The 22,851-nt window shown below is 53.9% G+C and carries 19 protein-coding genes and 1 pseudogene; 10 read left to right on the top strand and 10 right to left on the bottom strand.

All coding sequences use genetic code 11. From position 1 onward, the window contains the following. Nucleotides 1-2 precede the first annotated feature (2 nt). Nucleotides 3-353, top strand: a complete 351-nt coding sequence (locus ACCW71_RS15125) for a DUF4087 domain-containing protein (protein WP_436372711.1) — start codon at nucleotides 3-5, stop codon at nucleotides 351-353. Between the two features lie 981 nt (nucleotides 354-1,334). Next, entirely contained in the window at nucleotides 1,335-4,448 is a 3,114-nt protein-coding gene (locus tag ACCW71_RS15130) for an autotransporter outer membrane beta-barrel domain-containing protein (RefSeq protein ID WP_436372713.1), read from the top strand. 267 nt (nucleotides 4,449-4,715) lie between these two features. Here ACCW71_RS15130 and ACCW71_RS15135 read toward each other — a convergent pair. Together ACCW71_RS15135 and ACCW71_RS15140 are read right to left on the bottom strand one after the other, a co-directional pair. Continuing rightward, nucleotides 4,716-4,885, bottom strand: a pseudogene (locus ACCW71_RS15135) (IS3 family transposase); the annotation flags it as partial. A gap of 359 nt (nucleotides 4,886-5,244) precedes the next feature. Further along, entirely contained in the window at nucleotides 5,245-5,577 is a 333-nt protein-coding gene (locus ACCW71_RS15140; RefSeq protein ID WP_436372714.1) for a colicin V synthesis protein, read from the bottom strand. A gap of 769 nt (nucleotides 5,578-6,346) precedes the next feature. On the opposite strand from ACCW71_RS15140, the gene ACCW71_RS15145 reads away from it, so the two are divergent. Then, nucleotides 6,347-7,225: a winged helix-turn-helix domain-containing protein gene (locus ACCW71_RS15145; RefSeq protein ID WP_436372717.1), complete on the top strand. Its 879-nt coding sequence runs from the start codon at nucleotides 6,347-6,349 to the stop codon at nucleotides 7,223-7,225. Continuing rightward, entirely contained in the window at nucleotides 7,215-7,697 is a 483-nt protein-coding gene (locus ACCW71_RS15150) for a hypothetical protein (RefSeq protein WP_436372719.1), read from the top strand. Before ACCW71_RS15145 ends, ACCW71_RS15150 begins: the two co-directional genes overlap by 11 nt. A gap of 207 nt (nucleotides 7,698-7,904) precedes the next feature. On the opposite strand, the gene ACCW71_RS15155 is transcribed toward ACCW71_RS15150, so the two are convergent. From ACCW71_RS15155 to ACCW71_RS15170, 4 genes are all read right to left on the bottom strand, one after another. Next, nucleotides 7,905-8,381, bottom strand: coding sequence for a FidL-like protein (locus ACCW71_RS15155; protein WP_436372721.1), 477 nt, complete (start codon nucleotides 8,379-8,381; stop codon nucleotides 7,905-7,907). A 17-nt stretch (nucleotides 8,382-8,398) separates the two neighbouring features. Further along, the gene (locus tag ACCW71_RS15160) at nucleotides 8,399-9,235 is read right to left on the bottom strand and encodes a winged helix-turn-helix domain-containing protein (protein WP_436372723.1); all 837 of its coding nucleotides are present in this window, start codon (nucleotides 9,233-9,235) and stop codon (nucleotides 8,399-8,401) included. 136 nt (nucleotides 9,236-9,371) lie between these two features. Continuing rightward, nucleotides 9,372-9,635 carry a hypothetical protein gene (locus ACCW71_RS15165; protein WP_436372725.1) on the bottom strand — a complete coding sequence of 88 codons (264 nt, stop codon included), beginning with the start codon at nucleotides 9,633-9,635 and terminating at the stop codon, nucleotides 9,372-9,374. Between the two features lie 86 nt (nucleotides 9,636-9,721). After that, nucleotides 9,722-10,612: a LysR family transcriptional regulator gene (locus ACCW71_RS15170; RefSeq protein WP_436372727.1), complete on the bottom strand. Its 891-nt coding sequence runs from the start codon at nucleotides 10,610-10,612 to the stop codon at nucleotides 9,722-9,724. Nucleotides 10,613-10,716: 104 nt separating this feature from the next. Here ACCW71_RS15170 and budA point away from each other — a divergent pair, with 104 nt between their 5' ends. From budA to ACCW71_RS15195, 5 genes are all read left to right on the top strand, one after another. Next, entirely contained in the window at nucleotides 10,717-11,499 is a 783-nt protein-coding gene (gene budA, locus ACCW71_RS15175) for an acetolactate decarboxylase (protein WP_436372729.1), read from the top strand. A gap of 14 nt (nucleotides 11,500-11,513) precedes the next feature. Further along, nucleotides 11,514-13,193: an acetolactate synthase AlsS gene (alsS, locus tag ACCW71_RS15180; protein ID WP_436372731.1), complete on the top strand. Its 1,680-nt coding sequence runs from the start codon at nucleotides 11,514-11,516 to the stop codon at nucleotides 13,191-13,193. A 23-nt stretch (nucleotides 13,194-13,216) separates the two neighbouring features. Beyond that, nucleotides 13,217-13,990 (top strand): (S)-acetoin forming diacetyl reductase, encoded by a 774-nt coding sequence (locus ACCW71_RS15185; RefSeq protein WP_436372756.1) that lies wholly within the window; start codon nucleotides 13,217-13,219, stop codon nucleotides 13,988-13,990. Nucleotides 13,991-14,195: 205 nt separating this feature from the next. Continuing rightward, nucleotides 14,196-15,647 carry a flagellin gene (locus ACCW71_RS15190; protein ID WP_436372733.1) on the top strand — a complete coding sequence of 484 codons (1,452 nt, stop codon included), beginning with the start codon at nucleotides 14,196-14,198 and terminating at the stop codon, nucleotides 15,645-15,647. A gap of 234 nt (nucleotides 15,648-15,881) precedes the next feature. Next, nucleotides 15,882-16,721, top strand: a complete 840-nt coding sequence (locus ACCW71_RS15195; RefSeq protein ID WP_436372736.1) for an MBL fold metallo-hydrolase — start codon at nucleotides 15,882-15,884, stop codon at nucleotides 16,719-16,721. 60 nt (nucleotides 16,722-16,781) lie between these two features. Here ACCW71_RS15195 and ACCW71_RS15200 read toward each other — a convergent pair whose 3' ends face one another. Together ACCW71_RS15200 and ACCW71_RS15205 are read right to left on the bottom strand one after the other, a co-directional pair. Beyond that, on the bottom strand, nucleotides 16,782-18,224 hold the full coding sequence (locus ACCW71_RS15200; protein WP_436372738.1) for a YsnF/AvaK domain-containing protein: 1,443 nt from the start codon (nucleotides 18,222-18,224) through the stop codon (nucleotides 16,782-16,784). 296 nt (nucleotides 18,225-18,520) lie between these two features. Beyond that, on the bottom strand, nucleotides 18,521-19,087 hold the full coding sequence (locus tag ACCW71_RS15205; protein ID WP_436372739.1) for a pyridoxamine 5'-phosphate oxidase family protein: 567 nt from the start codon (nucleotides 19,085-19,087) through the stop codon (nucleotides 18,521-18,523). 216 nt (nucleotides 19,088-19,303) lie between these two features. On the opposite strand from ACCW71_RS15205, the gene ACCW71_RS15210 reads away from it, so the two are divergent. Continuing rightward, nucleotides 19,304-19,861 (top strand): GNAT family N-acetyltransferase, encoded by a 558-nt coding sequence (locus ACCW71_RS15210; protein ID WP_436372741.1) that lies wholly within the window; start codon nucleotides 19,304-19,306, stop codon nucleotides 19,859-19,861. A gap of 33 nt (nucleotides 19,862-19,894) precedes the next feature. On the opposite strand, the gene ACCW71_RS15215 is transcribed toward ACCW71_RS15210, so the two are convergent. Further along, nucleotides 19,895-22,024 carry a putative bifunctional diguanylate cyclase/phosphodiesterase gene (locus ACCW71_RS15215; RefSeq protein WP_436372758.1) on the bottom strand — a complete coding sequence of 710 codons (2,130 nt, stop codon included), beginning with the start codon at nucleotides 22,022-22,024 and terminating at the stop codon, nucleotides 19,895-19,897. Between the two features lie 394 nt (nucleotides 22,025-22,418). Continuing rightward, nucleotides 22,419-22,658 (bottom strand): transcriptional regulator, encoded by a 240-nt coding sequence (locus tag ACCW71_RS15220; RefSeq protein ID WP_436372743.1) that lies wholly within the window; start codon nucleotides 22,656-22,658, stop codon nucleotides 22,419-22,421. Between the last annotated feature and the right edge of the window lie 193 nt (nucleotides 22,659-22,851).

A 22,851-nucleotide genomic window follows, 5' to 3' on the forward strand; every position in this document is an offset into this window, starting at 1 on the left:
GGATGAAATCACTATTTATAACTGTAGTTTTATTGGTTCTTAGCTTCTCTTCTGTGGGGAGTGAATTAAGGTGTGGTTGGTTACAAAATCCTAGCCCAGCCAATCAATGGATTAGTGATAAAGACGGAACGTGGGATATATCAATTCAAGGGCGATTTACTTCAAGTGGCATTGAAAAGCTGAAAGATTTTCCAGACAAAGAGTTTGTAAAAACAAACGGGAATTATGGGTATGGGTGTGCCTGTATTAGGGCCGATGTAGATCTTAATGAGAAAAAGGTAATCAAAATCTACAGTTCCAAAATACTGCCGCTTTCCCGTTGTCAGAGGGATCGAACTCTTAGCGAACCTTGAGTTGGATCCTTTTATAAAAAGGATCTTCTTGAGATCCCTTTTATCTGAGCGTAATCTCTTGCTCTGTAAACGAAAAAACCGCCTTGCAGGGCGGTTTGATCGAAGGTTAGGTCAGCTTGCAGGCTGCTTAACCGGGCAACTGGTTCTTCGCGGGAATAGTCACCAAATAAGTTTAGTCAGCTTAGCCCTTATAAACTGATTTGTCGCCAAACGGCACACCATGCACCTGACTGCATAGCCATGCATACCCCGCAAAATTCATCAGCGCGTTTCTGGCGGGTTTTCGCTGGGTAAGCTGTGGTTTTCATCTGCTTCGCGCCAAAATCGCGTTGAGCGCTTTTAGAGGTGCGCATAATATAAATTATGTTAAATAATGGCAATTTTCCTCATTCTGACCTCTATCGTAGTTGCTGGCTACCTCACTTTTTAGTCAATCTCTGATCCAGCAACCATCGCACACTGCCCGCGGGTGACACCGGGTTAACTATCGCGTTAGCAGTGATACAACTGTACAGACCGCAATGAAAACCGGACGGGTTGATTTCAGCAGAGAATTATTCACCGATATAATTAACTTTAATCTTATACTGCATTTTCTTTCGGATTTATCCCGTTAAGCTTTTACGGCTACTGAAGGATTTATCTGAACCTGGTATAAATAAAACGATAAAGTTAAGGTGATACGCAGCAATTATCACAACAAACAAAAATTAATACACCCTGCAAAGCAACAACATATTTCATCCTGCTGTTACTTATGGTGTCAAATAAAAGACATTCATGCTGTTATCAGAAACTTCAGTAAAGAAATCGTATAAACCACGCTTAATTCATCCATTAATTATCAATAAATAGATCGGTAAAGCAAAGGTTATTGTTTTATCATGTCGCCCCCACCGCCATCAGTTTAGATACTGATGGCGGTTAGCGTTTGGTATTAAATCGGGTTTATTGTGAATGGATTTTTAAAGAGGTGCGTTAATGGAAAATAACACCCAGTCTTTACTGCTGGTTTTTGCAATCGCAATGACACCAACCCCCCAGGCTAACGCAGCCTATTCCGCTGTTGTCGATGCAGGACAGACCGTGGATGGTGAAACTGTCGAGGGAAAAGATGGTCAGCAATTTTTAAATGGCACAGCGAATAATACAACGATTCTTAAAGGCACCCAGTTTGTTTTTGGCACTGCTAATAACACGACATTAGTCGATGGAACCCAATACATTGTTTATGACGGTGTGACTAATGTTGTTAATATGACCGGTGGCAAGTTACCGGTTAACGGCGTGGCAAATGATGTTGTCGCCTCAGGCGGTATGTTGTCTATCAACATAGGTCTTAACGGAACAGAAGACCCCACCACAGGCGGGGTGATCAACCGGGCTATCCTCAGCGGTACGGCATTGCTGGAAAACCGTTTCGGTATTGATAACGATACCGTGGTCAATTCAGGTGGACACTTACAAACAGGCTCCGATTTTGATAATGGATGGATTGATACCGGTATAAGCAAAAACGCCGTTATTAACGATGGCGGCTTACAGACCGTGGATAATCACGGAACCAGTATCGGTTCTGTCGTGAATAAAGGCGGGATGTTAAAGGTTTTGTATTTCCTTCATAATGTGACCGACATGGATAAAGTGGGTACGCAGTTCGGTACCGCCAATAACTCGGTTATTTATGGTGAAATGCAAAACACCGGCGGTATAGATAATAATACCCATATTATGTCTGGCGGTACTTTTCTCCTGCAAGGCAGCATTGCTGACAACATTGTGGCCATTTCCAATAATGCCACTCTGGAAAACGACAGTCAGGCGACTCTCTATGAGAATGCGCAAGCTAATAACTGGCTCATTAATGGTGGCACTGATGGCGCGGTGACACTGGAAGATGACACTTCAGCCATTAACGACAGCACAGTTAACAGTGGCAGCCTGGTGATCCTGAAAGGAACCGCCACTAACACTATTATAAATGATGGCCAGATGAAGAATAGTGGCGGTGCCGATATTGATACCGTCATCAATGGCGGTATATACAGTCTTGGTGATAGCGAAGCGGCCACCTCTTCGAATCTGCTGATTGAAAATGGCGCACTCGCCAATATCTATTCTGGCACCGTCTCCGACAGCACCATCAACGGCAGCATGTTTGTGTACAGCAACAGCTCTGACAGTGAGACAACTTCCACACTTCAGGGTAACGTTGCCGTTAATGAGGGCGGGCAATTAACGCTGTTCAGCGGTGTTAACACCCAGAATGCAGACCTGACATTAGCGGGAACCGGAAATCTCTATCTGGCTGAAAGCGCAGCAGCCAGCGGGGGTTATAACTTTGCATTAGGCGCTGTCAACATGAATGGCGGCAGCATTTACTTTGGCACACCAGAAAGCCGGAGCTCGATAGCCAGCTATTCCTCTTTGACCATGAAAAGCCTGGATGGCACTGGTTCGTTTTATATGAACAGTGATTTATCCAGCTTATCCGGTAATTTCCTGACGGTTCAGGGAGAGGCGAACGGGGATTTTAATGTTTATGTCGCTGACACCGGCATCAGCCCGACCGCCGCAGCGGACTTAAAAATGGTCCAGACTGGCGGAGGGACGGCCGATTTTACGCTGGCCAACAGCGGTAACGTTGTTGATCTCGGAACTTATCAATATTTTCTGGTGGCCGATGGCAATGGAGGCTGGGCACTCTCTCCAGCTGCGCAGCAGGATACCACGCCACAAGTCGACCCGACCGATCCCGTTACACCGCAGGAACCTACAGTAGACCCGGTTTTGCCTGATGCGCCATCAGACACCGATACACCTTCATCTGACGATGCAGGCACCGACACGGCTGCACCGGGTGATACAGGCACCGATACAGCGGCACCAGGTGATGCAGGCACTGACACCGCTACACCGGGTGATACAGGTACCGACCCGGCTACACCGGGTGATGCAGGCACCGATACGGCTGCACCGGATGATGCAGGCACCGACACGGCTGCACCGGATGATGCAGGCACTGACACGGCTGCTCCGGGTGATGCAGGCACTGACCCGGCTGCACCGGATGATGCAGGCACTGACCCGGCTACACCGGATGATGCAGACACCGATACGGCTGCCGGTGACACAGTACCCGCTGCTGAGCAGCCTGCCAATACACCGACTCTGCCTGCGACACCGATGATTACCCCAAGTGCTCGCGCCGTATTATCCATGGCTGCGGTTGATCCGCTGATATTCCGTACTGAGCTGAATGCTGTCCGTAACCGTCTGGATCAGGTCCGTTCATATAGCCATGACGCCAATGTATGGGGGCACTATACAACCAGCCGTCTTAAAGTGAATAATTCCGCTGGTGCCAATTTTAATCTGGATATAAACGGTGTCACTATCGGAGCCGATCAGGCTCAGGATAGCGGTAATGGCATTCTGTCCAGCGGCCTGTTCTTTTCATACAGCCGTTCTGACATCGATTTTTATCATAGCGGCAGTGGCAAAGCTGACTCCTATTCAGTCGGCGCATATGCAGGCTATCGGGATAATTCAGGCTACTATGTTGATGGCATAGTGAAACTGAATCGCTTCAGAAATGATGTCAATGCCCGCATGACAAGCGGCGCGGCGGCTGATGGTAATTATCATGCCTCTGGTCTGGGAATGAATCTTGAGGCGGGTAAATATTTCACTATCGATAAAACCTATATTGCTCCTTATGCTGCTGTTATGGGATACACCGGTACATCGCAGGATTACACCTTATCAAATGGTATGAAAGCCCATGTTGGCAGTCAGCAATCGGTGATTGGTGAAGCAGGTGTAAACCTGGGGCATGACTTTAGTGTTCAGGGAACGCAGATTCAGCCCTACCTGAAACTGGCGATTGAGCGAGAGTTTATTGACGACAATGCAGTCAGAGTCAATAGCGATCACTTCAGCAATGATGTGAGCGGTACGCGCGGTACCTATCAGGTGGGTATCAATGCAAGACTGACAGACCGCCTGGCAGTCCATACTGATGCCGGCTACTCCAGCGGAAGTAAGCTGGAATCGCCGTGGAGCGCTAATCTGGGTGTCTCCTGGTCCTTTTAATTCGTTGTAACAGTAACAGAGGGGCAATCGCCCCTCTGTATCAGCACCTTTGGAAAAGGATTAATTTCGGAATGCCTCACAGCGCTACTGTCTGATATTTCAATATATTAAACACACCTGCTAGTTATGCTAAATGAAGCACAGCATTTTGCTGCCCAGCTTATTACTTCACGACTTAGCGCCTTCTTTCACTGGCAAGGTTATAAACATCGTTATGTTCGCATTTGCCTGCGACACCACTGAATCGACACCGATAACCTAAACATCTCAGAGCCATTGATAATATTGGCTCTCATCTTCTGCCAGTGACATTTGATCGCCCGGACCATACCGGCGCATACTGTTATAAACCTTTTCGATATAATAAAAATATCGCGACGGACCTCTCTCCGCGTTCCGTAAATCTTTTTCTTTATCCGCTCATTTTTCAGCAACTGGCCTCGCCTTTGCGTGCACGCGGGCTGCGACCTGAGCCTTTAGCCCATCACGCTTCATCGATCGCCAGGCTCTGTTCACTCCGCACTATTACACGCTATCTCGCAGGTCCAGGCGGAGCCTAAGTTTGCGGAAATGGCTATGCTGAATGCCGCTCTGGCACTGGCGTCCGATAAAAAACGAGTCGCTAAGGTGCAGTTAATGTTTGACAGGCGTTTCTGTACTGTATAAAGCAGGACATGCTGCTTTTTTTTTCCAGTTCCGCACCCGGAGAAGGTTTATAGCTGAAGTGACGCAGAGAGAATATTTAAGCTATCTGACAGGGCGCAAAATTTTCTGCGCCCTGATAAGCACCAAGGCCTTAAGCAGCAGCTTTACGAGGCAGGAAAGTTCCGGCGTTGACGCTGTTAACAAACTGAATAACCAGGCTTGTTACAGTATCTGGCGAATCCCAGCCTACCAGTGCGCCGCCGATTGCACCGCCGATAACACCTACGATGCCACCGGCAAAGAAACCGGTCATCTGACCAATGGTACCAATACCTAAGATACCACCGCCGTCACCACCCAGACCGCCACCAAGGATGCAACCTGCAACACCGGCAAATGTCGCTCCCAGGATAGAACTTGTGAGAGAACTCATAAATCCTGCACCAGAAACTGTCTCAACTTCAATCATATTTAATTCACGCATTTTTATTCCTTGATTATAGATTTGCAAAGATGCTTCGAACATTTAAAAAGTAAATGTTTCGGCCGGGAAACTTTCGCATTTATTTTTACGTTGTGTATATAGAAAATTTACGATTTTTTTAGTTTTTTTCATAACGTATACTAGCAATAACTTCTTTGAAAAATTGTTAAGACATAATAAGAATACTATTTTCCAGCGTGCGCACCAGATGTGAAAAACTAAGACTATGAATCTGAAGAAAACCTGTTATATTCCTGCCATGCAGCGTTTCAGAAGCCTGTCCACTATTGATAGTTTTAATTCCATAGAAAAACATGTTAGTGAATCGGGCAAGAGAGGTGTAATTTATCCTGAAGAAATCAATATACAGATCGGGTTTACTATCGTGCTGCGCACCTTTCAGACCAGGCATGAAGCTATATTAACCCCAGCTGTATCTGGATAATATCACATGGGTGGCAAGGTTGATGAACGGCTGCAAGATTAATGGAGCATATCTATTTCTCCGCCATTGAAACTATCTAAAAAAATACAACCACATTAGGCAAGCGATTGATAGAAAAGGATATATATGATGCAGCAGCCTGTCATAGAATCGCCATAACAATAAACACGCCAGAAAAAAACAACACCGTTAATATTTTAAGAAATAGTAGCCTCTTTAAGTGAATTCTCAAATGAGAATGGAATTTTATAAGGTCAATCGATTTAAAATAAAAATATAACCATAAAAAAGTTACAATTTAGTTTTCTTAAGAGTTTTCGTGTAATGCTTAATCATTATATCATTAATGGCTTCGTTGAATTCCAACCTGCGGTCAGCACTTTACGTAACCTCAACGAACCGGAAAAAGTGGTTGTCTTAAATTCTCCAGCAGGCCGTTGCCTCTTACTCTTAATTGAGCGCATAGACACAATTGTTACTCAGCATGAATTTATGGAAATAGTCTGGGAAAGAAATGGCATGATGGTGACGCCCAATACATTCTATCAAAATATTTCAATTCTCAGGAAAGGATTAAAAAAGGCCGGGCTTGAGGAAGACCTGGTTGTAACCATTCCGCGCGTCGGCCTGACGCTAGCCAGTGGTACGCAGATTAAAAAGCGCAGCGCTGAAGAGCAGCCTGAAATGAGCCACGAAGATGCTCATTTTATGGATACAGACGCCCAGATGCAGGAGCCGCGTGAAAAGAGCGATAATTCTGGCTCCGGGCATATCGCGACACTGGCGTCCATACCTGGCCCGCCATTACAGATCAGACCGGCGAAAATCACTATGCAGAAAAAATCGCCCAGTTTTTCCTTATGGAAGATAGGGCTTTTGGTAATCGTTTTACTGCTGGTCCAGGTCAGCCTGAACATAAAGACCGACAACAGACGCCAGTATTTTCGTGATTACTCTTTTCTGGCAACGACCAGCGGTTGCCACATTTATATCGCCGATAAAAACGCGACCCCGGATGACAAAACCAGAACGTTATCGCTTATTGAGAACTTTAAAAAAAAGTGTAGTGATTACCCATGGATATATGTCACTCATTATTTAATGCTGCCAAGAATCTCAATCATCCGTTGCAATAAAAAAATGGATGAGCTGAACACCTGCATTTCAGAATATTACTTCAGAGGTTTGAATAATGGTGACTAAGAAAGTAACAGGCATAGTATTAGGTGTATTTATTATGGCGGAAGCTATTTATTTGGCATATTATTTTATTGAGCTAAGAAAAATAGAAAATTTCACCTGTCATGCTAATTTCGTTCAACATTACAGTCAGGAATCTTATTATGTATCCATCAGTTACACTGTTCGTAAGAACTTTGGGCTGCTCCATATCACTGGTATGTCAGATAAAGATCCGAAAAAAATCTTCAACCGAAAAATACCTTTTAATTTTCAGCGCAATGGCGACATCTACTACATGACTTCGAAGAAGAATATAAAATTCCCTGATGATAACTTCAATGATAAAGAATTAGGCCAGTATGAGCCAGGCTTTTTCATTTCTCCTGGCAGAGACATCTACATGCGAATACTGCCACAGGAAAATAATAATTTACTTTTCATCGTGGATTCTATTCCGACATATGTCTGCAATCGCTCCTCCGGGCAAAGTTAAGTGAGCAATCATACAGATCCGCCTTTATTTTTAAACTCAGAGTGATTGATAAATGCATGATAGCACTTGCGTTCTTATTTCATCATAACAGATATTCATAGCACCCGTTCACATTGCCATAAAGACTATATGTATGCAGGGATTGATCTCGCCTTGTTGAAACGAGCACCCATAAACGCCTTGCAGAAAGCGCCCGGAGGATGTCACTCAGTAGCGCTGGCAGGTAAACAGATAGGAGAGCGGCCCGCCGATCAGATAAGACTTCTCATCGGTCTGAATAATGTCCAGTTGCAGATGATTAGGATCAAGGGTGATCTCCGCCAGCAGCCTATTAAAAACAGGTTCCGGCGTGGTGTCATTGGTCGACGTAATAATCTTCCTGATTTTGTAGCGGTATGAGTCACCATCGATCTTATTGCCATCGCTCAGTGCGATACGGCGGTTAAGGATGGTCACGTCACTGCCGGAGGTAACCTGTCCGTTCAGCAGCAGATAACCAGACTGCTTAGATTCAAAACGCAAATCCTGGGAAAGGGTAAAGATGAATGGCTTACCTTCCTGGCGACTGAGATCGTAACGGCTGAAGGCGAAACAACGAAACGGCAGATCATCCGTCTTCTGATTGAAATAGTTAATGGTGCCAAAAATCACCAGCAGCAGCGCAGCCAGGGTTAAAGACAGCATAAGCGGAGCGCTCCGTTTCAATTAATCCTCCAGTCGAGATAATAGAAGTTGTCGCAGGAAATGATGTGGCCGCTACTGTTGAGGTTACACGCCGAAACAATGGTTCGGCCGAAATTGGTGGTGCTGAATGAGTTATTTTTATCGAAATAGATCCGGCGTCCCGGCGTGCAAGACTGATTATTTTCTTTCAGGATTTGCAGTATCTGTTTATCCAGCAGCTGCCGTTCAATCACATCCAGTCCCTGAACCAGCACCGCTTCGCAACCCCCTTCCAGCTTAAGGGTACTCATGGGGATATTCTGTTCCGCTGGTCTTCCGGCGGTGTAATACCAGAAAGCACTGCCCAGCAGCGCGGCAATTAACAGGAGGTAAATGAAGATTTTCAGGCTGGCGGCGGACTGATGCCCCCTCTGCACCGGAGTAACAGGGGCGGGCTGGACGGTTTCAGTCACCGGTTCATCCGCAGCAGACGCAGCAGGCGACTCGTCATCGGTCACCACATCCGCCACATTCAGGGCGGGCGCAGGCACCCGTTCAACCGGAATATCGGTATTCAGGCGTATGCCGATTTTCGGGATGGTGATAATTAAATTTTCGCACCCATAAGCCGCCAGCGCCCGGCGCAGAATGCTCAGGTACTGGTTGAGATTGCTGTTTGAGCCGCGCAGACCATATTTATCCCAGACTTCGGTCAGCAGGGTATCGCGCGACAGTATCTCACCCTCAGAATTCAGCAACTGCTCAAACAGCCGACCCGATGAAATACTGAGGCTTAACGACTCCTGGGTAGGGAGATGGTTCAGCGTACAGTCATCCGAGTTGTAGGTAATCGTGCTATCGATAATGTAAATCATTAAGAAATCACTGAATTTTCGCACATTTTGCAACAGTATAATTCAGCTCATATAAAGAAGCACTAAAGATACCCGATTCGCTCAGCTCCCCCGCCAGCAGCGCCCTCCCCCGGTCTCTCTGCCCGGCAGGGGATGTTCAGGCACCCGCCTCCGCCGGATCCACCACCTCAACCAGAATCAACGGGCACTTTCTGACTTTACAGGCCTGGCTGTAGGCCAGCGAACAGACTGAACAGAGATCGCGAATGTCAGATTGATACTCATACTCCATGAAATAGCGGAACCTGCCGCTCGCCGAGTCTGTTCTCCAGAATCGCTGCGGCTCCAGAATCTCATCCAGTTGCCTGAATGTCAGGGCTGACGGGTTATGAAACCCGACTCTTACGCGGTATGTAGTCATGCTCCGATTATTGGCATGCCGGGCGCATGTAGCCAGTTGGTTATTGTTTTCAGTCTGATAGCTGCCGCTTATCAACCGGTATGACCTTATGGCGCAGAGTTTTCGGACAGCAGCGCCAGCAGATGCAGCACCGCTTTTGAGGGATGAAAGCGACGCCAGGCAAAGGCCACGTCGGTAAACAGGGTGTTGTTTTCAATATCGCAAAAGCAGATGGCCGGATTATCGACGCAGCGCATCGACTCCGGCACCAGCGCAATACCGCAGCCCGCACCGACCATGCCCAGCGAGGTGGTGATCTGCGGCGCCTGCTGGAAAGCCTGGCGCGAAAAGCCCGCCCGCAGGCAGGCGGAGACGATCAGCTCATACAGGCTGGGCGAAACGTCGCGCGGGAAGATCACCAGCTTTTCCCCGGCCAGCGCCGATAACGCCAGCGTCGGCTCACCGCTGAGGGGGTGATGGCGCGGCAGTGCGATCAACATTTTCTCGGTGGAGATGACTCGCAGATTAAACGCTTTACTGCTCTCGCACGGCAGCCGGATAAACGCCGCGTCCAGCAGCCCCTCCTGCAAATCCTGCATCAGCAGCGCCATGTTCTCTTCCCGGGTCAGCACCTCCATCGACGGATAGCGTTCAGCAAACTGATGAAGCAGCGTGAAGATGCGCGGATTAAACGCCACCGAACTGGCAAACCCCAGCGACAGCAGGCCACTGATGCCGCGGGCGATGCCACGGGCGTTCTCCAGCGCCTGATCGGCCAGCTGCACAATCTGCTGCGCATCCGCCAGAAAGGCTTCACCCGCCTCGGTGAGTTCCACACCGCGCGTCAGACGCTTCAGCAGTGGCGTGCCAATCTCCTGCTCCAGCCGCAGGATCTGCTGACTCAGCGGTGGCTGCGATATTCCCAGCATTTCGGCGGCGCGGGTGAAGTGAAGCGTCTGGGCGACAGCGACAAAATAACGCAGATGGCGCAATTCCATATCAAAAACGTCTCAAAGTTAACAGGTTTCGCTATTGGACCCACCGACTGAATCGGTTCAACATTAGATTAACACGGCTTAACGGTTATCTTACGAGGCATCAAATGAGCAATTGTGTAACTGATTGTTCCTGCGAGGATCAATTAAAACATACCATCCTGAAACTTTCTCAGGATGCACCAGAAAGCGTTATCTATCAGACCTCTCTGATGAGCGCGCTGCTGAGTGGCGTCTACGACGGCAATACCCGGATTGCCGATCTGCTGCGCAAAGGGGATTTCGGGCTGGGCACCTTTAACCGGCTGGATGGCGAGCTGATCGCCTTTGACAGCCAGGTTTACCAGCTGCACGCCGATGGCAGCGCGCACCCGGCCGATCCTGAGCAGAAAACCCCGTTTGCCGTGATGACCTTCTTCCGCCCCCAGCATCGCTGTGAGTTTAACCGGCCAATGTCGCGCGAGGCGCTGCATCAGGTGATCGACAGTCAGATCACCTCCGACAATCAGTTCTGCGCGCTGCGGATCAGCGGTCACTTCAGCCGCGTCGAGACCCGCACGGTGCCCTGCCAGTGCCGTCCCTATCGCTCGATGCCGGAGGTGCTGGGCGATCAGCCGACCTTTAGCTTCAGCCAGCGTGCCGGTGAACTGATTGGGTTCCGCACCCCGCAATATATGCAGGGGATTAACGTCGCAGGCTATCACGAACACTTTATTACTGAGGACCGCGAAGGCGGCGGCCACATTCTCGATTATGCGCTGGAACAGGGCACCCTGACCTTTGGCGCGATCAGCAAACTGGTGGTCGATTTGCCGCATGACAGTGAATTTCTCAATGCCAATCTGAACCCCGCTAATCTCGATGCCGCCATCCGTGCGGTGGAAAGCTAATCAGAGGAATGACCATGAAAACCCCAACCGAAACCACACTCTGGACCTGCGGCGCTGACCTGGTGGTGGCGCAACTCGAAGCGCAGGGTGTCCGCCATGTCTTTGGCATTCCTGGCGCTAAAATCGACAAAGTTTTCGACTCCCTGCTGGACTCCTCCATCCAGACCATTCCGGTGCGCCATGAAGCCAACGCCGCCTTTATGGCCGCTGCCGTGGGTCGCCTGACCGGTAACGCCGGCGTCGCGCTGGTCACTTCCGGGCCGGGCTGCTCCAACCTGATTACCGGCATGGCCACCGCCACCAGCGAAGGGGACCCGGTGGTCGCCCTTGGGGGCCAGGTGAAACGCTCCGACAGCGCCAAACAGGTTCATCAGAGCATGGATACCGTGGCGATGTTTCGCCCGATCACCAAATATGCGGTAGAGGTCACCGACCCCGCCGCGCTCTCTGAATGCCTGTCGAATGCCTTCCGCCACGCTGAACATGGCCGGGGCGGCGGGGCTTTTATCAGCCTGCCACAGGACATTGTCGACCAGCCGGTCACCGGTAAAGCGCTGAGCAGCAAAGGCCGTCCGGTGCTGGGTGCCGCGCCCGACGCGATGATCGAGGCGGTCAGCGAGGCCATCGCCCAGGCGAAAAATCCGGTGATTCTGCTGGGACTGATGGCGAGCCAGCCGGAGAACAGCGAAGCGATCCACCAGCTGCTGACCCGCAGCCATATTCCGGTCACCAGCACCTACCAGGCGGCGGGGGCGGTCAGACAGGAGCACTTCTCACGCTTCGCCGGGCGCGTCGGGCTGTTTAACAACCAGGCGGGCGACCGGCTGCTGCAACAGGCCGATCTGATCATCACCATCGGCTACAGCCCGGTCGAGTATGAACCGGCGATGTGGAACAGCGGCAACGCCACCCTGATTCATATCGACGTTATCCCCGCCGAAACCGATAACCGCTATCTGCCGGATGCCGAGCTGGTCGGTGATATTGCCGCGACGCTGCTTAAACTGGCGGCACGCATCACCGCCCCGCTACAGCTGACCGCGGAAGCGGCGGCCATCCTGGAGGATCGTCAGCAGCAGCGCAAACTGCTGGCGATGCAGGGCGCCAGCCTGAATCAGTTCGCACTGCATCCGTTACGCATCGTGCGCGCCATGCAGGACATCATTAACAGCGACGTCAGCCTGACCGTCGATATGGGCAGCTTTCACATCTGGATTGCCCGCTATCTCTACAGCTTCCGCGCCCGTCAGATCATGATCTCCAACGGTCAGCAGACCATGGGCGTGGCGCTGCCGTGGGCGATTGGTGCCTGGATGGTCGATCCGCAGCGCAAAGTGGTGTCGGTGTCGGGTGATGGCGGCTTTTTGCAGTCCAGCATGGAGCTGGAAACGGCCGTCCGCCTGAAGGCGAACATTCTGCATATCGTCTGGGTCGACAACGCCTACAACATGGTGGCGATGCAGGAAGAGAAAAAATATCACCGCGTCTCGGGCGTGAACTTTGGTCCGATCGATTTCAAAGCCTACGCCGAAGCCTTTGGCGCGGCGGGCTTTGCGGTGACCCGCGCTGATGAGCTGGAACCCATGCTGCGCAAGGCGATGGATGTGCAGGGACCGGCGGTGGTGGCTGTTCCGGTCGATTATGCCGACAACCCGCTGCTGATGGGCCAGCTGCATCTGAGTCAGCTTCTTTAATTTCAACGTAAAAGGAAATCATGATGAAAAACAGAGTGGCGTTTGTTACCGGCGCAGGCCAGGGCATAGGTGAAGCGATCGCCCTGCGTCTGGCGAAAGATGGGCTGGCGGTCGCCGTGGCCGACTACAACCTCGACACCGCCTGTCAGGTGGCGGAGAAGATCAACCGGCAGGGCGGCAAGGCGATTGCGCTGAAAGTCGATGTGTCGCAGCGTGATCAGGTGCTGGATGCGGTAGAAGAAGCGCGTCGGACGCTGGGCGGCTTTGATGTGATCGTGAATAACGCCGGTATCGCCCCCTCAACGCCGATTGCGGAGATCACCGAGGAGGTGGTTGATAAGGTCTACAACGTCAATGTCAAAGGGGTGATCTGGGGAATGCAGGCGGCGATCAAAGCCTTTGCCTCGGAAGGCCACGGCGGCAAAATCATCAATGCCTGTTCGCAGGCGGGTCACGTCGGCAATCCTGAACTGGCGGTCTACAGTTCCAGTAAGTTCGCGGTACGCGGCCTGACGCAGACTGCGGCGCGCGATCTCGCCCCGGCGGGTATCACGGTAAACGCCTTCTGTCCCGGTATTGTCAACACGCCGATGTGGCAGGAGATCGACCGGCAGATTTCCGCGGCGGCGGGCAAGCCCGCCGGTTATGGCACACAGGAATTTGCCCAGCGCATCACGCTGGGGCGGCTCTCGGAACCGGAAGATGTCGCCGCCTGTGTCGCTTATCTCGCCAGTCCCGACTCCGACTATATGACCGGGCAATCGCTGCTGATTGATGGCGGCATGGTATTTAACTGATCTGACCTCACCTGCTGCGTCAGCACGCAGCAGGTGCTCCACCCTTCTCTGCTGAATCCTTAAGTTTTTCTGTTTTAAAACTGGTTAACCATCAGCCCGTTGCTGATTTTCGCGCCCGTTTGTGCCCTTTCTGTCGTTGCAGAGATTAAAGCTGCTAATCACACTGCCAATAAAACAGGGACTCCTTTCCCTGTCCGAAGCGACCATGTTAACGATCAACCATAACGAAACCGCCAGTCTGACGAACACAGCGCGGTATACCACCGATACCGTGCTGGGGCGCACGATCGAACGGTTATCATCAGGGATGCGAATTAACAGTGCCAGGGATGACGCGGCGGGCCAGGCGATTGCCAACCGCATGACAGCCAATATTAATGCCGACGCTGTGGTGTCACGCGGCCTCAATGACGCCATCAGCTACGCTCAGACCGCAGGCGGCGGCCTGAACAGCATCGCCGATATGCTGATTCAGGCCAGAACGCTGTCGGTTCAGGCGGCGAACGGTACGCTGTCCGATGCCGATCGCCAAAGCGTCAACGCCCAGTATCAGCAGATACTGGCGGGGATAGACGACATCGCCGATCAGACGGAGATTTTCGGCCGCTATCCGCTGGCCACCAACGATCCCGATCTGCCGCCTGCGCGGCTGGGTAACGTCGAACCGATCAACACTAAATTTCCGATTGCGGGCAAGAACTACTCGTTTGTTTCCGGGGTGATCCCGCTGGCCTATATTCCGGCCGGATCGACAGCCATCACCATCACCATCGACTCGCTGGGTCAGGATGACGATCTCCAGCTCTTCACCCGTGACGGTAAACATCTGGCCGGTACGCCGCTGGATGGCGCAGCGCCCGACTACACCTGGAGCAGTAAGGGCATTACCGATGCGGCAACGGCCCAGACCCGCCTGCTGACCGCGAAAAATGGGTTCAGCAGCGGCGCGACCTACGACAGTTCTCAGCTGCTGGAGGGTGGCCCGAGCTGGGCGCTGGCGGGCAGTAACAGCATGACCTACAACGGGATGACCATCACCTACAGCGGTGATGGCGACCGTTATGAAGATGTCGCCAGCGGCGATTTCAACAACGGCACCAATACCGGTACTCAGCTGGAACGCATCACGCTGGACAGCGTCAGTGAAGATTTGATTGTGGTGGTGGTGGGTAACGGCTCGTTCACCAGTAATCTGACCTGGGGAAATCTGCCGGAGCCCAAAGGCACCCTGCCCACGCCGCCGCATCAGAGCGCGCCACTGGAGGTGATCACCAGCGCGGATTATGGTCAGCCGGTGCAGTCCGATACCATTCCCTCGACCCCGTCAGATACCAAAGCGCTGGGGCTGAAAAATACCACGCTGCTGACCAGCGGTGACATCACCACCACCATGAAGGCACTGGACAGCGCGCTGGCGAAGATCAGCGCCTATCAGTCGACCTATGGCGCGAAGATAAACCGTTACGAATCTAACCGGACGGTACTTTCTCAGCAGAGCGTCGATACCTCATCGGCACGCAGCCGCATTCAGGATGCGGACTACGCGGCAGAAGCGAGCCAGCTGGCGCGCAGCCAGATTATTCAGCAGGGACAGAGCGCCGTCAGCAAAATGGCGAACAAAACGCCTGAACTGATTATCCAGCTGTTAGGCAACTAAGCCAGATTGACCCTTTCCGCCAGGCAGCGGTGCCAACCGTTGCCACGGCGCGGTGCGGCTCCGCTGCTGAGTATCGCCAGGCAACCGGATAACGCTTTTTTTGCCCGATTATCCACCGCACCGCTCCGCCTACTCTGCCAACCCTTCCTACACTCTATCTCCTGAGGTATGCGCGCTCCGCCCGCCGGGTGGTGCCGCATCCCGACTTATGCAGTTGAACCCTCTGGAGGCCAGATGAAGATCCACCACCTCAGCTGTGGCTGTATGTGTCCGCTGGGCGGCGCACTTTATGACGGATTCAGTACCGGCCTGAAAGCACACCTGGTGTGTCATTGCCTGCTGATTGAAACTGACCATGCGGGGCTGGTGCTGGTCGATACCGGCTTTGGCCAGCAGGATATGCGCGCTCCCGGCAGCCGCTTATCCGGCTTTTTCCGCGCCATGAACAACATTCAGCGCCGCGTTGAGCTGACCGCACTGGCGCAGGTTAAAGCGCTGGGTTTCCGGGCGGAAGATGTGCGCCACATCGTTCTGACCCATCTCGATTTTGATCACGCCGGCGGACTGACGGATTTCCCGCAGGCCCGAATCCACCTGATGCAGCAGGAGATCGATACCGCACAGCAGCGTCATAGCTGGTTATCACGCGAACGCTATCGCCCCGGACAGTGGGGTGGCATCAGCAACTGGCAGAGCTATCAGCCGCAGGGGGAGAGGTGGTTTGGCTTTGAGGCGGTTCACGCTCTGCGTGACCTGCCGCCTGAAATACTGCTGGTGCCGCTGGCGGGCCATACGACAGGCCATGCGGGTATCGCGATTAAACAGCCTGATGGCTGGCTATTGCACGGCGGCGATGCCTGGTTTTACCGGGGGGAGATGCGTCAGCAGAGGCGCCACTGTACGCCGGGGCTACGGTTTTATCAGTGGATGATGGCGATGGATAACCAGGCGCGGCGGCACAATCAGCAGCGACTGCGTGAGCTATCCTGCCAGCATGGCAGCGAAATCACCTTTTTTTGCAGTCATGACGCCCGTGAACTGGATGCGCTGCGGGTTAACGCCCCGCTGCGCTGAAACAAAAAAGCCCGTATCAGCGGATACGGGCATGATTCTCTGCCGGAAAACGCCGCCGCGTTACGGCTGTTTAAATTTGTTTTCCGCTTTCTCTTTCGCTTCGGCGATGTTATCGCCCAGCTTCTCAGTCAGGCTTTCATCATCAGCCTGGTCACGGACAGATAACCCACCGGGCGTCACCGCCGGATTTTCGTAGCCGGGACGCGCATCAGGCGTGGTGTCGAGCAGCGGATCGCTGGCGGTCCGGTTGCCGGTCAGGGTATCACTGCTGGCCCGCTCAATATCCACTTCCTGACGGCGCACCGAGTCATTGATCGTTTCAACCCGATCGCTGGCCTCTTTACGCAGCACCACCTCTTCGATGATCTGCGCGGTCTTGTTAACCACCGGCTGTTCGTGGCTCTCTTCCACCTCTACCGTCCTTTCAGACCAGTCAACCTCACCGGGTGCGCCAGATTCCGTGACCGGGCGGCGGAAAATTTCTGCATGCTGCTCACGCAGCGACACATTTTCCGACACCGGCTCGGTGACGGTGTAGCGACGTACCCGTGTCGAGCCTTCACTGACCAGTCTTTTCCCCACCTCCAGCCGCTCTTCGGCCAGACGCAGCACATCTTCATCGCTCTCATCGCCGGTCAGAGCAGTACGCGCTGCCATGCGCTCCTGATCGAGAGGTGTGGTCTCATAAGGCGAGCCACTGTCGGATTCGTTCAGTCCGTCAGCCGTCGCCTCGTCCGGGCGGGCCGCGCTGCGCTCGGTCAGCTCTTCATGAGCATCAAGAATGCCCAGCGCACGCGGTAACTGATCCTCATCTGCCCGCAGTGACAGCACCACGCCGCCGGTCTGCATGGCATCTTCATAGACTTCCGCCTGATCCTCTTCCAGCGTATTGCCAAACAGCCGCTGCCAGAAGCCGGGATGACGCGCCTCCTGCCCTTCAGTGCGCAGGCGATCGCCAGAGATAATATCTATGTCATCGTCCAGGAAACCCGCCTTAATCAGATTGCGTTTAGCGCCCTCTGCCAGTGAGACATTACTGAACATTGTTACGATTGTTTCACGCGCCATGTTGTGTTCCTCGGTAGTGGATTCGGACTGCGCCGGGTGAAGGGTTCGGGTCACGTGAGCATGCTGTCTGCGCAGGGTAACGGTCTGCTCTTCCGCTACCTGAGTGACGACCTTGCGGATATGCCACTCCTCTTTCAGCACCAGATGGCGAACGATCTCAACTTCCTCTTCAACGATCGGGATGATGAGCACGCCATTTTCTTCCCGAATTTCCGGCATCTCCCTGAGCCGTTCTGATTTGGGGATGCGTTCTATCTCCGCGGTCTGGTGGCGCAGCATCAGCGCGATCGCCTGCTGATGTTCAGTGACCTGCCGGGTGACCCGGACGTGACCATCGCTGACCCGTTGTTTGGTGATCGCCGCGTGCTCCTCCGCCAGGCTTAACACCTGCTCACTCCCCTCTGACCCTGGTTTTTCAGGAGGTTGATTCTTCATAGTTAACCTGCCTGTCATTCAGCGTGATCATATGGACTTTCACTGGCCCTGAGCATAAATCTCTGCTTTTCGGTTAACTGAAGCCTGGCACAAACAGCGCCAAACGAAAGGAAAATGCGGATAAATGTAACAATATGAAGATAACGTGGCGCTAAAATTGCATAAGCGATGCGGCAGAGAAAAGCAGGTTAACGCAGCGGCAGACAGCAGAATCTCTGTTTCCAGAGGGAGAGAGGACAGCAGCACGAGCTGTCCGGCGCGCGAAACGAAAACAGTTAAATCGCCCTGCGGTTGCATCAGGGGTGGAGCCATTCGCTCTGCGGCGGCTCGCCGGAGGCGGCATAACGGAATCGGGCGCGCTGATGATTGTCACGCTGTAGCTGATAAACATCGAGTTCGCTGACCCGCAGGATAACTACGCCAAAACGCAGCCTGCCAGGTTCAGCAACGGAGGAGTCCGCCGTACTGGCGCTGGCTAGCGCTTCGCCAGGTGGCCCGCCGCTGTAGGTCTGTCGTGTCTGCGGCGATAACGCCTGCCAGGCCGCCTGAGCGATCTCACTCCCGGCGTCATAGCACTCAGCCAGACCCGCGAGCCGCAGCTGCAAGCGGCGCTGATGGCAATATCCCAGTGCGGTCACCTGCGGATTCGCCGCCATCTCCTGCCACTTCGGGCTTCGTACATCGGTGTGAAAGGTAAGCGTCCGACTGCGGCCCTTGCACTGGCGCAGCACCACCGTGCGTGCCTGCGGTCGCTGCGCCAAATCCACGGTACAGAGCGCCAGATAGCGAAATGCGTCCTGGGCATCGCGCGGCGCCTCTTCAAGCGCCGACCAGGCGGCTGCCTCAAACTGTTTCAGGTCCATGGGTTCTGTTCTCTTCAGGAGGGTCATCAGGGTTAATCGTAGCCGTCTGGCTCTGCTCAAGCGTAGCAATGAAGTCAGCCGCTGGCCTGCCCGGCGGTAAGCTGCGCTGGTGATCCTGCGAGACCGCACGCAGAGTGGTGAAGAGAAGCCCCACTCTGAGGTCGCGCTGTGATAGCCTGCTGGCATCACACGTGCCAACCTGAAAGGAGCCACTCTGTGCAGTTTGAGATCACCTCCGACCGACTGACTTACCGGCCGCTGTGCCAGCAGGACTGGCCCTTCTACCTTGCAGTCGCTCAGGACAGAGCGGTGATGAAATACATCTGCGATCCGCGCAGTGCCGAAGAGATCAGAACGCACTCCTTTGAGGTGCGGCTTCCCGCCTGGTATAAGGGCTGCGATCACTGGCTTTGTCTGGTGATGGAGGAGAAAGCCTCAGGATCAGCCGTGGGCTTCTGCGGGTTTATCGATCGCGGCAATGGCATTGCGGAGTTTGGTTTTATCCTGGCGGCAGCGTTTCAGGGTAAAGGCTATGGTCGCGAATCGCTGGAGGCGGTTATCGCCTGCTGTTTTAGGCAGCTGGATTACCGCAAGCTGACTGCTACCGTCACCGCAGGCAACCTCGCCTCGCGCAACACACTCCTGTCAGCGGGCTTTATTCAGGAAGGCACTTTACGACAGAACTTTCTGCTGGCGGGTCAGTGGCAGGATGACTGGCTGTTTGGCTTACTGAAGCAGGCGTATCGCCCCGTAACGGATACACCAGGCGGGTAATCAGGCACTTCCCCGTGCCCGAACCACATTGCGTCAGCCCGGCGTGACCTCATAGCCTGATGCCGCAGAAGGAGGATACGGCGTTTCTGCGCACAGCAGCGCTTCAAAGTCCGCTGGCGTCAGCGGCCTGCACAGACCGTTGCCCTGCATGATGTCGCATCCGGCGGTGGTGACAAAGGCCAGCTGCTCTTTATCTTCCACCCCTTCCGCAGCTACCCGGATGCCGAGGGTTTTGCCCAGCGCGCTCATCGCCCGGAACATCATGCGCACCCGCATGCTGGAACTCAGTTCATGCGTCAGTGATTTATCAATCTTAAAGCCCGCCACAAAGCCATAGCGCAGCAGGTTCATCGCGCCCAGCGTGCGGCCGTAGTGGTCGATAATGAATGACGCGCCGGTCCGGCACACCGCCTCAACCTGAACCGGCATATCCTGGACCAGCACCGCCAGCAGTGGTTCATCCACCTCCAGCTCAACAAACCCCGCGTCGCCACCGGCACTTTCCCGTATCACGCTCTCCAGACCACTATCGGTCAGCTGACGCGGAAACAGGTTAATGCTGACGCGCAGCTGCGGATCGCGCAGCTGCCACTGGCGAACCTGCGCCAGGGCGCTGCGAATGATCCATTCGCCGAGCGTCACAGAAAGCGGGCTTTTAACCAGCATGCCAATAAACTCCGCCGGTAACAGCAGGCCGCGTGTCGGATGCTGCCAGCGCACCAGCGTCTCACAGCCGGTCAGCCTGCCGCTCTCAACGCTGTAGCGCGGCTGGTAATAGAGAACAAACTGCTGCTGACGCACCGCCGTTTCCAGTTCGCGTTCAAAGCGGCGACGCTGCTGCTCCGCCTCACGAAACGCGGGCATAAACAGAATACTGCGCCCTTTACCTGCGGCTTTGGCGCGATAAAGCGCCAGATCGGCGGCGGACATCACCGATGAGGGATCCCGCCCATGCTCAGGATAAGAGGCGATGCCGGTACTGGCCCCCACCACAACCGGTGAGTCGTGATAGCGGAACGGCGTCTGTACCGCCGCGATCAGCCGTTCAGCGGTGATGGCCGCCTCTGCGCTGCCGCCCGCTAACAGGATCACAAATTCATCACCGCCCAGCCGGGCCGCCGTCACTGCGCTGGCGCACACCGTGCGGATCTGCTCGGCCACGTGACAGAGCAGCGCGTCCCCCGCCGCATGTCCCAGCGTATCGTTCACTTCCTTGAAGCCATCGAGGTCGGTCATCAGTAGCGTATAGGGCACCCCCGCTTCAGTGAGCTGTGCGACCTGCTGCATAAAGGCGCTGCGGCTGGCGAGGCGGGTCAGCATATCCAGCGAGGCGAGTTCACAGAGCCGAGCCTCACTTTCATAGCGGGCGGTCACATCGCGAATGATCATCCCCACCAGCCGCTCACCCTCTTCGCGCCAGCCGGAAAAAGAGACCTCCGCCGGAAATTCGTGGCCATCGCGGGTTACGCCCCAGATCTGTAGCGAGCGCGGCAGCGAAATAGCCGCTTCGTCGGTGGTGATCCGGGCCAGTTCGTTGCGGTAATCCGCCTGACAGCGGGCCGGAATGAGATCGCTGACGTACTGGCCGCTCATCTCCTGGGCGCTGTAGCCAAACAGCCGTGTCGCCGCCGGATTCCAGAAGGTGATCCCGCGCCGCAGATCGGTACAGATAATGGCGTCAGGCGACGTCGAAGAGATCGCCTGAAGTCGCTGCTGGCTGGTGTAGCGCAACAGTTCCAGACGATGCATCTCCATGCGATCCATCACCAGCGCAGCGATGTCAGCCAGATGCTGCCGATCCCGCGATGAGAGTGGCGCACGCGGATGGGTGTCGGTCAGACACACCGTGCCGATGTGATGGCCGTCCGGCGTGGAGAGCGGGATACCGGCGTAAAAGCGAATAAAGGGATAGCCGTGGACCAGCGGACTGTCGCGGAAGCGCGGATCTTGCAGGGTATCAGGCACACAGAGGATCTCGCCCTGCGCCAGCGTATGATGGCAGAAGGCGACATTACGGGCGGTCCCGGAGATATTGAGGCCGTAGCGGGAGGCGAAAAACTGCCGCTGCTCGTCGATAAGTGACACAAAAGCGACCGGCACCCGAAACAGCCGGGCGGCCAGCGTGGTCAGACGATCCAGCGCATCCGTTGGCGGTGAATCCATCAGATGATACTGCTCAAGTGCCTTGATACGTGCCGCCTCGGCATCGTTAAAAATTGAGCGTTTCAGCATCAGTCTCCCTCTGGTGTGGTGTACTGTGGCCGGCATGACACAGCCTGAAGGGGACACGTTCAGTCAGGCAGGACGCAGTGTTTACTGACGACCTGCTGCCGGAAGAAAGGCCCATCTGTAAGCTCCTGAGCAACACTTTGCCGCACTGAGCCTGAAAACCTGGTCCGCCTCCTGGCGATGACCGGATGAAGCGTGACGCCAGCCGACTGTCCATCCGGCGACAGGCCATCGCTGGCTTATGCAGGCGACAGCTCGCTTCGTTTATCTTCACTCTCTATATCGGCCTGGCGTGGCTGAACTTCAGAGAGGGGCACGGCAAAAGGGGTTACTTTTTTAGCTTCGGCACCAGCTCAAAATGGGGATGTTTCCCGGCCAGCAGCATCAGCAGTTCATATTCGCCCTGGCTGAGCCGGGCCGGGTTTTTCGCCGCCTCTTTGGTCTGCCAGACCCGCTGGCTGAGGTCAAAGCGCTCCGCCGCAATCTCCTGCGAGAGGCCCGCCGCGAGGCGCAGTTCACGCACGTTGTGTTGCACGGCAACCGGCCGCTGTAAAACCTGATTTCCCATCTGAAAATGCTCCGCATCCGGCGCCCGGTGATATAGCCGGATGGGTTTACCCACCGGCGGCCAGATCTTCAATTCGACTTAACTTTAACCCCGGCTATGTCAGTTCTATTCAGGGGTTAAAGCGTAAAAAAAACGACAATGATTTCGCGTTAAACCCAATGTCATGCGCGAATCATTGCCGGACTGCTGACAA

The sequence above is a fragment of the Pantoea sp. C2G6 genome, from assembly GCF_051336815.1.
In the GTDB taxonomy this organism is placed as follows: domain Bacteria; phylum Pseudomonadota; class Gammaproteobacteria; order Enterobacterales; family Enterobacteriaceae; genus Pantoea.